We start from the raw sequence: 13,339 nt of genomic DNA on the forward strand, positions 1-13,339 counted from the left end.
TATGGTTATTGGTAATTTAAAATTAGTTACTGAACAATTAGAAAAATACGATAACATCGTTATTTTTCATCACATTCGTCCAGATGGAGACTGTTTAGGTTCACAATTTGGATTAAAAGAATTACTTGAAACAAACTTCCCAAATAAAAAAGTTTATGCAATAGGTGATTCAAAAGGTTCATTCTCATTCTTAGATATCAAAATGGATGAAATTCCATCAGATGAATTTTTAAAAACTGCTTTAGGAGTTGTTGTAGATGCAAACTTCAAAGACAGAATTGAATATAGAGAAGTTTTAGACAAAGACTTATTTGCTCAAGTTATCAGAATTGACCACCACCCAAATGATGACGATTTAGGGGAAAATTGCATTAGATGAGTTGATTCATCATATATTGCAGCTGATGAAATGATTACAGAAATTGCGATTGTAAACAACTGAAAAATCACACAAAAAGCTGCTAATTTCTTATATTTAGGAATCAACACTGACTCAGGAAGATTCTTATTCAATAACACTACAGCTAGAACATTAAATTTAGCTGCTAAATTATATGAAGCAGGATTACAACAAGATTTTATCCACTCAAATTTAGCAAAAGTTACATTAGATGACTTAAAATACAGTGCTTGATTAATGACAACATTAAAAACAAGAGATGGTGTAGCTTACATTCAAAATGATTTAAAAACAACAAATGAATTTGGCAAAACACCACAACAATCAATTAGAGTAAATTCAATTGCTAACATCGATGGATTCCCAATGTGAGTTCAATTCACAGAAGAAGAAAACGGAAAAGTTAGAGTTGAATTTAGATCAAATGGACCAATTGTTAGAAATGTTGCTGTTAAATGAGGTGGTGGAGGGCACGAAAGAGCCTCAGGTGCTATTATTGACTCACTTGATTTAGTTGAACAAGTTATTGATGATTGTGCTGCTGAAGTAGCTAGATGAAGAGAAGAACAAGTTAATGCTTAATATAAATTTATTCCATACACAAATTAATGTATGGAATTTTTTATTTATTTTTAATTTAGAGAAATCGAATTCAACTTTTAAACCCAGAGCACTACTGTAAAATTTAATTTTTAATTTATTAGATTATTTAAATTAGAGACTGTCAAATAACTCTAAAAGTTTTATAATATTAATGGATCGTTAGCTCAGTCGGTAGAGCAACTGGCTCTTAACCAGTGGGTCGCAGGTTCGAACCCTGTACGGTCTACCATTTCGTTTAAGCGACCAATTTCCACATATTAAAAATATGTGGTTTTTATTTAGTATTCTTAAAATTTTGTTTTATTTGTAAAAGTGATAGAATAAGAATAGTAATTTAGTTATCTTGTTGATAGGTAACATATTTTTTAATTTTAAAGAAAGGAGCAAAATGATTTTTAAAAAGTCAAATAGTCATAAAGACCAAAATTCTTCTGAATGACAAGACACAGTTGAAAACTTAGAAAAAGTGCACATTAAAAAAGAGAACACTTTATACAAAAGAACAAAAATGTCTAACTTTGGTCTTAAATTAAATTACTTCTACCAACAAATGCCGCTTTGAAAAATTATTTGAATAACAAATATTACAGCAGTTATCTTCGGTATCATTGGTGTATTCTTTGTTAAAAATGTTGGTATTTACAACTTTGGTTTAGCTGCTTTTGGACAAGCTGGAGCAAAGATCTTAGTAGTTTCTATAGCTGAACAAGTTGATGGAACAGTCCTTAACTTGATTGATCAATTCGTCTTCTGAGTTGCTTATGTTATTTTAAGTATTCCTATTTTCATTTTCGGTTATAAGAAAGTTGGAAAATTATTTACAAACTTAACAATTTTATTTTTAGTTGTTTCATCATTAGTTTCATTCGGAATCGGAATGATCCCAGGTGCTGGTTCAACATATATTATTGGGGACTTCTCAAACAAAGCTGTTAAGGCCGCTTTACCTGAAGAATACCAATCACTTTCAGGATTAGTTCCATTATTATGAGACTCATACTCATCAGGTAGTGTGTTAGCATTAATGCTTTATGCAATTGTTTATGGAGTATTATTATCTTATGTATTTGCTATTATCCAAATCATTGGAGGAACAGCTGGTGTTACAGGTGTTATTGGAGAATGATACGCAAACACAAAGCAAAAATCATTTGGTTCAATTAGTGGATATATGAATATAGCAATTATGATTGTCGCTGTTTTAGTTGGATCTTGATTACCAGGTTCAATTCTTTTATCAAAAGTTCAACCTTCATTAGTTGCTCAAAATAAATCTATTATGGGATTAACAGATTCACAAGTAACTGAATTCACAAGACAAGCAGAAGCATTGAAAACAAAAATATGACACGCTGAACTTTACTTCTCACCTAACTTCATCGCTACATTATTAGTAAACGTTGTTTATATCGGTGTATTAGATAAATTATTCCCTAAATTTAAACTTGTTAGAGTTCAAATCTTTACAAAGAATGCTCCTAAAGTTAAAGAAATTATCACAGGCGATAAGAAAATTGTTACAGGTATGACAATTTTCAAAGCTACAGGTGGATACGAAGGAAAAGATATTGATGTTATTACATCAATCGCATTATTCAGACACGTGTTACGTATTATTAAAGATGTTCGTAAAGTTGACAAAGATGCATTTATCTCTATTTCAGATATTAAAAGTATTGATGGTTTAATTTACTTACCAGAAGATAAATTTTAATAAATTATTAACTAGCTACCTTTTAGGTAGCTTTTTCTTTATCTTTTTTAGTAACTAATTAAAAAGAAAAAGCAAGATATGAAATTAAATATCTTACTTGTTGTATCTATGTGCATAGGTTAAATGATTTTAACTTTAATTCTAAAAACTCTAGAAGAATAATATGAATCAGCACTATTATGGTATAGAAATATTGCATCATATCTATTGTCGCAAAATATAGCGATACCTTTATCTTGAATTCCTTTAGGTGTGTGAATTCACCAAGATGTCTTAGTATCTAGTAGTTAGATTGTATTTAAAAATCTATAGTCTTACTCATTTGGCAGTTCACTAAAATAACTATGCACAAGACTTAAATCATCATTTTCGGGTAGAAACTTCTTTCTGTTAATTAGCGCAGTTTTATCATAGCACAGTGATCTTCTATTGGATAACTGAGTTCATAAATCTGCAAGATAAACGTTATCAAACATTGAAACTAATGTTGATTCACCATTAGTTTATTTCATTCAGACAAATGTGTTAAATAATTGGAATTATTTGAACATATTTTTCAAATTCGTCATTTGATAATAGATTCAAATTTGCATTTCCTTCTAAAAGAGTTTTATAAATGTAATTTGTTTCCATAATTAATCAATTACTTTAAATGTGAATCCAATAACTAATTTATTAAATTCTTGAGCTCTTCTTGTTTCATAAGCTGTATAAACTTTTTCAAGCTCTTCTTTATTGTATTTAATTGAGTTTTTTGGATCTGAAATTTGTTCAGGATCACTCTCAGCATTTTTATTAGGGTTAGCAATTTTTGGATCAGTTAATTCAGTTAATTTGTTTTTGAAGTATGCAACTTTATCGGTGTCAAAAATATTTCATTTTTCTTTTTCTACTTTAGCAGCATCTAATCTTGTTGTTGCTTCTTCTTTTTGCCCTTCTAATTTATCTACTTCAGCTTTGAAAAGCTCGATTTGTTCTCTTAATTTTTGTTTTTCTTCTTCTTCTTGTGACGTAGCAAGTTTCTCTTCAGCAGGTGCAATTACTTGTTTTTTGTATGTATCAATTCTAGATGTGTAATTTGAGATTTCACTTTCATAAGAAAAAATGTATTCTGAACCTTTTGTTGATACATTAATGTAATTGTTAATTGCATCAATTAAGTATTTTTGAGGTAATGCAGATGGAATTTGATCAACAGGAATAGCTTGAGTTGGATATTTTTCATCAGTTACATCTTTAAATCTATACATATAACCAAATTTAGAAATCATTACCTTATCATCATCTGCTATTGTGATTTCTTTATCTTCAAGTGCTGAAATTTTAGCTTTTAATTCAGATACTTTCGCAAGTTCTTCATCAGACATTTGGTTAATAATTAATGGTTTAATTTGGTTTTCATAAATTTCATCACTCAATGTTATATATAAGTCAAATGAAGCATTAAGATTAATTCCTTGCTCAGAAAGTTTAACAGCATTTTTATCAATTAAGTATTCATATGATGTAGTTAAGAAGAATGTATCTCAAAAATCTTTGTAATGTCTCCCGGCAAATAATGAATTTCTAACAACTCCGATTTGCAATAAATTGTATTTGTTGTTGCCATTAGTTTCTTCTTTAATCTTATATTCAATTGGTTGAACGGAGTTAAATCCTAATGTAATATAGTCAGTTAGTTTTGTTAATTCACTAATATTTTCATCGCTTGATTGTTTATTTATCTTTGTATTAGCTTCATTAGGGTTGAAAACTCCTCAATAATTAATAATTTCAATAGGTAGTGATAATTTTAAAATATGATCAGCATTTCAGTCATTAATCATTGATGAAACTAATTTTGAACCTTGTGTAATTTTTTCTTCAAGATTTAATTTATCAAATGAATTTGTTTCCTTGTTTTTTGAGTAAATTACAGAACCAAATTTGAAAGATTGATTTCAATTAGTTGTGAACGAAATTGATAAAGGCAACATTTTTCCGTTTGTAAGATCATTTAATACACTTGGATTTTCAATTGTTACTTTTTCTTTTAAGTTTTTAGCTTTGATTTTTTCAATAAGAGCTTTAATTTCTTGGTTATTTTTGTATTTATCTAATAATCTATCATATGCTGTTGCTTGGTTTTTGTAATTCTCCTTACCATTTTCGTCAAGAATAGGTTTACCAATTTCGTTTGTATTTAGTATTTTTGCAAAGTTAGGAACAATTAATGAGTTAAATTGTTTATTTAGCAAACTTTCTGGTTGTGTTAATTCAAGATATGGGACATTAAACTGCTCTCTAAAACTCATAAATTGTTTTTGGAATTTTAAATATTCATCAGACATTTCTCTGATTTTCTCTTCAGATAATGAAGTGATTGAATCATATGCATAGTTTTGTGCATCATTTAATTTTTTATACTCAGCAATAATATTTTGATTTGATAATAAATATTGATCAACTGAATTTTTAAGTGTAGAATCATTTGTTAATGATTTAATTTTATTAGCTCTATTTTCACTCTCATTCATTAGAATGTAATTTTTAATGATTTCAACTTTACTATTTGAATAAAATAAGTATCCAACTAACTTACTAAAGTCAGATTTCATTAATTGTTGAATTTCTTCACTTTCAGGCATGAATCTAATAAATGTAGAAAGAATACCGTTAAGAAACTGTGGAGTTACAGCTCATGTGATTTTTGAAACTTCATTAAAGTATTCATAAGTATTTTGGATTTCACCATTAATAATTTGTTCAATTCATTTTAAGTTTGAGTCAATAATGTTGTTTTTAAACGATTCTGGATCTGATTTTAAAACATAAATAACCGTGTCTTTAGCATTTTCATTTTGACTAAAGAAATTATTTAATCTTTCATTAGCTGCAGAATCATTTTCAATGATATTTAATCATTTTTGAGCTGTATTAACAATATTGTTAAATAAAACATTCGCTGTTTTTAAGTAGTCACCTTTAAATGATTTTAAATTTTGATCCTCTTTTTGTTGATTGTTGCAAGAAAGTGCAATAATTGGTAATGTAGCAGATATTACAACCGGCATTGTTAATAAGAATTTTTTAACTAGTTTTTTCATAATTATTTTAATTTTATTAAACTTTATTATTTTTATTATTAAAAAATCATTTTTATCTAGCATATAGTTATATCAGTAAAGCACAAAAAATAGATATTGTGGTATTATTTAAAATATTAATCTAACTTATATTAAACTAAGTAAATATTGGGAGTAATAATGTCAACATTTTTAACAGTTATATTGATAATGGTTGGAATTCTAATTGTCTTCGTTTCATTTTTAATGTCGCCTGATTCAAATGGTTTTTCAGGAGCATTAGTTGGTTCAGGAGACTTGGAGTTATTTAAAAATTCAAAAGAAAGAGGAGTTAAGAAATTCTTAAAATACTCAATGATAGTTTTAGGAGCAATTTTAATTATTGCTTCAGTTGTTTTAAGAATAGTACTGAAAAAATAAAAGTATGCAAAAACAAGAAATATTAAATTACATTAGAAAATATAAGTCAAGGTCATTTTTAGACATTGCAAAACATTTTAAAGTTTCATTGAGAAATAATAAAGACTTAACTAAAGCTATTTCAGATTTGCAATCTGAATATTTAGTTTTTAGAAATAATAATGATGAATATTATTCACCTGAACTAGAAGAAACAATTACAGGAATTTTAAAAGTTGCTACAAAAGGTAACTTTGGATTTGTTGATTATGACATCAACGAAGAAGAAGGAACTAAAAAAAGTGTTTATGTAAAAACTTTTAATTTTAATGGAGCTATTAATGGTGATGAAGTTAAGCTTAATGTTTACAAACTTCAAAAAGGTGATGAAGAATTAAAAGATGGTGTAGTTACACAGATTATTCAAAGAAACAGTGAAAGTTTTGTTGGATTTATAAAAGAAAAAAATGGTGTTAAATCATTTGCGCCTATTGATGCTAGATTTAAAAGCGTCAAATTTAAATTAATTCCTTCAAGTGTTCCAAACAAATTAAATGACTTAGTTTTAACTAAAGTTTTAGCTTACGAAGACAAATTCATAACAATAAGTGTTGAAAGAGTTATTACAAACGAAGCTGACCCGATGGTTTTTGTTAAATCATACTTAGAACAAATTAAAGTTCCATCAGCTTTCCCTGAAAATACTGAAGATGAAATTAAATTAATTCCTGAAACAATTGATAATGAAGACCAAACAAATAGACGTGATTTTACAAACGAAATGATTGTAACAATCGACGGTGATGATACAAAAGATTTCGATGATGCAATTACAGTTAAAAAGTTAGATAATGGAAATTATTTCCTTGGAGTTTATATAGCTGATGTTTCTCATTATGTTAAAGAAGGTTCATTCATTAACCAAGAAGCCTTAAATAGAGGGACAAGTATTTATTTAGTTGACAGAGTTATTCCGATGTTGCCTGTTGAATTATCAAATGGAATTTGTTCACTTAATCCAAATGTAAAAAGATTTGTTTTAGCTTGCGAAATGGAAATTGATAAAAATGGAAATACAGTTAGAGCAGATATTTCACAAGGTATTATTGAAAGCAAATTTAGATTAACATATAAACAAGTTGATAAATACTACAATACAGGTGAAATTAATGAAGATCATCCAAACCAAGAAAATGTAACTAAATTAAAACAAATGCTTAATGTAGCTAAAGAATTAAGTTTAATTATTCACGATTGCAAGATCAAAGAAGGATATGTTGATTTTGATATTGATGAACCTAAAATTAAACTTGATCAATATGGTAGAGTTGAACAAATCGTGATTAATAAACGTGGATTTAGCGAAGTTTTAATTGAAGACTTTATGGTTAGAGCAAATGAAACAGTTGCTAAATATCTTTTTAATGCTAAGTTACCTGTTTTATATCGTGTTCACGAAGCACCGGATGAAGATAAAATTCAATTACTACAAAACTCTTTAGCAGCAGTTTCAATAGACGCATCAAAACTTAAAGCAAACTCAATTACTCCTAAAATATTTGCAGATTTTGTTAATAAAGTTAAAACTGAAAGAGATGATGATTTTATTAAATTAATGTTCTTGCGTTCAATGCAAAAAGCAATTTATTCAGATGTAAACATTGGACACTTTGGATTAGCAAGTGAATATTATTGTCATTTTACAAGTCCGATTAGAAGATACCCAGATTTAATAATTCATAGAATAATTAGAGATTTTATTATTAATAAACAAACTAAAAAACTTGAAGAGTTTAGATTAAACTTACCTGTATTTGCTGATTTAAATACTAAATCAGAACAAAAGGCAGTTCAAATTGAAAGAAATGTTAATGATCTTAAGTTTGCTGAATTCTTAAAAAATAAAATCGGTTCATCATTTAGAGTTCAAATTTTAAGTGTGCTTAACTTTGGTTTCTTTGTTGAATTTGACTTTAAAGCTAGTGGACTAGTTCATAAGTCAACATTGATTGATGGAGAATATGAAGCTAATGAAAACTTAACTAAATTGATTTCTAAAGATAGAAAATTTACAATTGGTGATTTTGTAGATGTAATTGTTACAGAAGTTGATTTAGTTGAAGGTAAAGTTACTTGTGTATTAGCTGATTTATACGAAGCTTGATTAGCTAAAAAGCAAAAAGAAGAAGCTGAAAGAGCTTCTAAAAATAAGCAAGATTTTCAAAACCAAGAAAAAATTTCAAAAAATAAAACAATAGCGCAAAGCTAATAAAAAGCTATGCGCTTTTATAATGAAAAGTTATCTTTTATACAACTTATTTAATATAATTAAAAATATTTATTAAAGGATAAAAATGAAAAATAAAAATAGAAATTTAGAGGAAAATTCATTAGGTTTCGATGCTGGATTAGTAATCAAACAAGATAAAGATATGTTTAATTATTCAGTTGACACCATTATGCTTGGTAATTTTATTTATTTAAATAAAAAAAGTACTAGAGCACTTGAAATAGGTGCTAATAATGGTGCTTTATCAATTTTTGTTGCTTCTAGATATGATAAATTAAAAATTGATGCAATTGAAATTCAAAAAAAAGCAGCAGAGTTAGCAAAAGAAAATGTGAAGATTAATAATATGGAAAATCAAATTCATATTATTAACCAAGACTTTAATGATTTTTACAAACAACACACAAAGAATGCACAAAAGAAATATCAAATTATTTTCTGTAATCCACCTTTTTATCCTTATGATAAAACAAAAGTTAAAAATAACATTTCGCAAGAAAAACTAATTGCAACGCACGAAATTCATTTAAATTTAGAACAATTAATTTTAGGTTCTTCTAAAATAATAGAGCAAAAAGGTTTTTTATCACTAGTATTACCTGTTGAAAGAATGGTTGATGCTTTTGAATTATTAAGAAAATATAAATTTGAGCCGAAAAGAGTTCAACTTATTTATCCTAGAATAGACGATAAACCTAAATTTATTTTACTTGAAGCAAGATATCAGACAGGTTGAGGTGTTCATTTCTTACCTAACTTATATCTTCATGATAATAGCGACAAAAATAATCACGATTATTTACCTGAAATTAAAAAACTTTATAGACCTATAAAAGTGGAGGAGAAGATGAATAAAAAAACAAGTTATATAACAACACCTATTTATTATGCAAGTGGAAATTTACACATCGGACACTTATACACAACTACAGTTGCTTGAGTTTTAGCTAATTATAAAAAACTACTTGGTTATGAAGTTAAAATGCTTACAGGCAGCGATGAACACGGTTTAAAAATTCAACAAAAAGCTGCTGAGCAAAACGTAAATCCACAAGAATTTGTTGACAATTTAGTTGCTAAATATAAACAAATGTGACTTGATTTTGGAATAGAATACGATTTCTTTTCAAGGACATCATCACAATTCCATAAAGATTCAGTAAAACACATTTTCTCTTATTTTTTAGAAAAAGGTTTTATTTATAAAGGGCAATACAATGGTTTATACTCAGTTTCAGATGAAGAGTTTTTAACAGAAACACAAGCAGTTAAAAAAGAAGATGGATATTATCATCCGACAAGTGGTCACAAGCTAATTTTAGTTTCAGAAGATTCATATTTTTTCAAAATGAATGAGTTTGCAAAATGATTAGTTGAGTATATTGATGGTAATATAGGATTTTTAGCACCTAACAAAATCATCAATGAGATTAAAAATAATTTCTTACTTAAAGGACTAGAAGATTTATCAGTTACAAGAACTAACATTGACTGAGGTATCAAAATTGATGAAGATCAAACACATACACTTTATGTTTGATTAGATGCATTGTGCAACTATATAACTGCTTTAGGGTATGATGTAAAAAACAAACAACAACCAGATGAGTTTATGAAATTTTGAGCAAGCAAAGACTCAGAAGTTATTCACTTAATTGGTAAAGAAATCGCAAGATTCCATATGATTTATTGACCTATTTTCCTTAAAGCGCTTAACTTAAAACAACCTACAAGAATTCAAGCGCACGGTTGATTAGTTACACCAACAGGAAAAATGTCAAAATCAAAAAATAATGTAGTTGATCCATATGATTTATTAGCTAAATACGATAAAGAAATGATTAAATACTATTTAACATCACAAATCACATTAGGAGAAGATGGTGTTTGAGATGAAGATAGATTTATTGATGTGATTAACTCTGAATTAATTAATAATTATGGAAACTTAGTTTCAAGAACTTTAAAAATGAAATCAAATAGTTTTTTAGGTCCTTTAAAATATAAGTCATCAAAAGATCAAAATAACTTGAACATAGACTTGAAAATCAGAAATTCTATCTTCGAGTACAAAAAATATTTTAACAATTTAGAAATTGACAAAGCATTAAAAGTTGCTATTAATTTATCAAGCGACTTAAATAAATATGTTGATTTAACAGAACCGTGAAAATTAAAAGAAGATTTACCAAGATTAGAGCAAATTTTAGTAAGACTTCTAAATGGTATTTATGCAGTATCAACTTATTTATCAGTTGTATTAAAAGAGAAAACAAAAGAAGTAGCAACTGCATTAGGTTTTGATAGTTTTTCTATTGATTTAATAGAAGATTATCAAAAATTTGATAATATTAATCAAGGGAATGAGTATATGCTCTTTGCTCGTTTAAAAAAATAACTTGATCTTATTAAGGAGGCGATTTTGATTTTTGCCAAAGCATCAAGATATGTAATAAATCCAGAAAAGTTAAAAGGATTTATTGATTATTTATTTATATTAACTAAAAAAACAAGAATGAAAGAAGAAAACTTATCATTCGAATATTCTGTCGATCCTGAGGGAGTAGTAATTGTTTTAGAAAGATGATCTACAAGATTAGATTATGAAAAGTTTATGCAGTTAGAAGAGTTTAAACAAGAGTTTAAAACTCTTAACAAAATGTGTAAATCAGTTAATACATTATATGATGTAGATTTAGTTAAATAGTAATAATAATTTTAAGTAAATTCAACTCATTAAATTAATTGAGTTGATTTTTTATCCAAATTTATTAAAGTGAGGTATTTATGGTTATAGGCATAAGTGGAATGATTGCTGCAGGAAAAAGTTCTTTAGTTAAAAACTTACAAAAAGAGTTTCCTACTTCAAAAATATTAAGAGAATTTGAAGAATCCGATGATGTTTTCAACACTTTCTTAAATTGATTGTATGAAAACAAACCAAATTTAACAATTAGTTTTCAATCTTATATAGCTGAAAATCATTCAGATAAATTTGCAAAATTATTATATGAATACAATCAATCAAATTCAAATATTAAAAAAGATCACATTTTTGTTGATAGATTTGCATTAGAACATTATATTTTTGCTAAGTTGATATTATCGGCAAAAAGTGAAAAATATTTACAGGCTTATGATGCTATGTTTGAAAAGTTAGTAACTGAAGATGAAATGCCACATTTTGCAATTTTCTTGGATGTAGATTTTGAAACATTTAAGAAAAGATTGTTTGCAAGAAATAGAGAATCAGAAGTGCAGAATTTTGATTCTAATTACGAATATTTTAAAAATTTACATTCTAACTATTTAAAAATCTTTAAAGAGATAACTTCAAAATACAACCTTAAGTACTATGTCATAGACACAAATGATAAAGATGAAAAACAAATATTGCAAGAAGCATTATCAATTATCAGTGCTGAAGAAAAATTACTTAGTCAATAAATTTACCCTTTTTATCACAATTAATAAAACACTTATTTTTAGTTCTATTAATAAACTAGGACAAGTCTTATAGACAATTTATAAAAAACTCAAAACATCTCAACATTGTTGAGGTGTTTTTCAATTTAACACAAATTGAAATCTTTCATTGTTATATCATTCAATGTAATCTTTGATAATGTTTTTGAGTTTATCAAAGCAAATTGTTTTGTAATTTACAAAGTTTAAACACTCAGATTTGATGTTTGAAAAGAAATATTCAACTTCCCTATTATCTAATGAATTTCCGACCCTACCCATAGATACATTACCATTGTTTTTGACAACTACATCGAGATATTTAGATGATGAATATTGAAATCCGTGATCGGAATGAAGGATTCAAGGTTTTTTTAAACTTGATATCCTTGATGTGTGAAATAACTAAATCTGTGTCATTTCTTCTTGATAAGTTTCAATTTAAAATTTTCTTTGTTTTATGATGTATTGCAACTGAAAGATAAACGTGGTTTTCATCTATATCGTTTGGTGCTTTTATATATGAAACATCTGTCGCAATAATATTATTTGTAATTCCATTGTAATCTCTATTTACAAGATCTTTAATCTTAACATTTGTATTCTTGATTTCTCTGACTTTACGTTTTGGCCTAACTACACAAATTAGATTTAATTTCTTCATTATTCTTCCTAATGTCCTGTAATTTATGTCCATTTTATATACTTTTAGTATATAAACACTCAATCTTCAACGACCAAAACGACCTTTATTTTCATAAAAGGCCTTTTTGACAATTGAATGTAATTCTTCATTTTCAGAATTTTGAGAGACTTCTTTGTCTAATTGCGAAATTTTCTTATAAAAAGTAGATTTTGGTATTCCTAAAAAATATATAAATTGTTTATTTGTAACAGAAGATGATTTCTTGATTTTGCTTCAATCAATTTCCATTTTATTATCTCTGAAAATTTCAATCATAATTTTTATGAATTCATTCTTTTGCTCATCAGTCATTTCTTCAATCATTGAATCATCTGTTTCAATAGGTTTCTTTTTAGGCCTTCCAGAACCCTTCCCTTTTTTAGGAGCCGTTCCTGTTTTTGAAAATATTACAGTTTCATCTTTTTGATATTCCTTAAATTTATTTCAAATTCTACGTCTAACATTTTCTTTAAAGTAATCCTTATTATATTTTTCTGAAATATAAGATGCAAATTTGTATTCATATTGATTTGTGTATTCTCAATTTTCTATTCATTTGAATAGATCTAATCATTCATAATGTTTCAATTGTTTAGCCATTTGTAAAATCCTTTCTCTTATTGTAAACAAAAAGCAGACAGTTTTTTATTTTCTGTCTACTTTTCTTGTCCTAGTCTATAAGAATAAAAAATGTGTGTTTTTCTTTTTGCAAAAGCAT

At 26.9% G+C, this 13,339-nt stretch carries 10 protein-coding genes, 1 tRNA gene and 1 pseudogene; 8 read left to right on the forward strand and 4 right to left on the reverse strand.

Features of this window, described 5'->3' with window-relative positions; genetic code table 4:
- Position 1 precedes the first annotated feature (1 nt).
- The 3 genes from U5U50_RS00955 to U5U50_RS00965 all read left to right on the forward strand — a co-directional run bounded on the left by U5U50_RS00955 (position 2) and on the right by U5U50_RS00965 (position 2,717).
- On the forward strand, positions 2-982 hold the full coding sequence (locus U5U50_RS00955; protein ID WP_324673062.1) for a bifunctional oligoribonuclease/PAP phosphatase NrnA: 981 nt from the start codon (positions 2-4) through the stop codon (positions 980-982).
- A 174-nt stretch (positions 983-1,156) separates the two neighbouring features.
- Positions 1,157-1,232: transfer RNA gene (locus U5U50_RS00960), tRNA-Lys, on the forward strand.
- 159 nt (positions 1,233-1,391) lie between these two features.
- Positions 1,392-2,717, forward strand: coding sequence for a DUF2179 domain-containing protein (locus tag U5U50_RS00965; RefSeq protein WP_324673064.1), 1,326 nt, complete (start codon positions 1,392-1,394; stop codon positions 2,715-2,717).
- A 119-nt stretch (positions 2,718-2,836) separates the two neighbouring features.
- Here the strand turns inward: U5U50_RS00965 and U5U50_RS03230 are convergent.
- Together U5U50_RS03230 and U5U50_RS00970 are read right to left on the reverse strand one after the other, a co-directional pair.
- Positions 2,837-2,989 (reverse strand): annotated as a pseudogene (locus U5U50_RS03230) (DUF4256 domain-containing protein); the annotation flags it as partial.
- Between the two features lie 363 nt (positions 2,990-3,352).
- A complete protein-coding gene (locus U5U50_RS00970) occupies positions 3,353-5,803 on the reverse strand; it encodes a hypothetical protein (protein ID WP_324673066.1) in 2,451 nt (816 codons plus the stop codon).
- A 159-nt stretch (positions 5,804-5,962) separates the two neighbouring features.
- Here U5U50_RS00970 and secG point away from each other — a divergent pair, with 159 nt between their 5' ends.
- The 5 genes from secG to U5U50_RS00995 all read left to right on the forward strand — a co-directional run bounded on the left by secG (position 5,963) and on the right by U5U50_RS00995 (position 11,918).
- Positions 5,963-6,202 (forward strand): preprotein translocase subunit SecG, encoded by a 240-nt coding sequence (gene secG, locus U5U50_RS00975; RefSeq protein ID WP_324673069.1) that lies wholly within the window; start codon positions 5,963-5,965, stop codon positions 6,200-6,202.
- A 4-nt stretch (positions 6,203-6,206) separates the two neighbouring features.
- Positions 6,207-8,450, forward strand: coding sequence for a ribonuclease R (gene rnr / locus U5U50_RS00980; protein WP_324673071.1), 2,244 nt, complete (start codon positions 6,207-6,209; stop codon positions 8,448-8,450).
- A gap of 85 nt (positions 8,451-8,535) precedes the next feature.
- Positions 8,536-10,869: a methionine--tRNA ligase gene (gene metG / locus U5U50_RS00985; RefSeq protein ID WP_324673073.1), complete on the forward strand. Its 2,334-nt coding sequence runs from the start codon at positions 8,536-8,538 to the stop codon at positions 10,867-10,869.
- A 24-nt stretch (positions 10,870-10,893) separates the two neighbouring features.
- Positions 10,894-11,178: a putative quinol monooxygenase gene (locus U5U50_RS00990; protein WP_323177608.1), complete on the forward strand. Its 285-nt coding sequence runs from the start codon at positions 10,894-10,896 to the stop codon at positions 11,176-11,178.
- 80 nt (positions 11,179-11,258) lie between these two features.
- Positions 11,259-11,918 (forward strand): deoxynucleoside kinase, encoded by a 660-nt coding sequence (locus U5U50_RS00995; protein ID WP_324673076.1) that lies wholly within the window; start codon positions 11,259-11,261, stop codon positions 11,916-11,918.
- Between the two features lie 78 nt (positions 11,919-11,996).
- Here U5U50_RS00995 and U5U50_RS01000 read toward each other — a convergent pair whose 3' ends face one another.
- Both U5U50_RS01000 and U5U50_RS01005 read right to left on the reverse strand, forming a co-directional pair.
- Positions 11,997-12,218, reverse strand: coding sequence for an IS3 family transposase (locus U5U50_RS01000; protein ID WP_324673077.1), 222 nt, complete (start codon positions 12,216-12,218; stop codon positions 11,997-11,999).
- 40 nt (positions 12,219-12,258) lie between these two features.
- A complete protein-coding gene (locus U5U50_RS01005) occupies positions 12,259-13,221 on the reverse strand; it encodes an IS3 family transposase (protein WP_324673080.1) in 963 nt (320 codons plus the stop codon).
- Between the last annotated feature and the right edge of the window lie 118 nt (positions 13,222-13,339).

It is taken from the genome of Mycoplasma sp. 888 (genome assembly GCF_035609225.1).
Lineage (GTDB): Bacteria > Bacillota_I > Bacilli_A > Mycoplasmatales > Metamycoplasmataceae > Mycoplasmopsis.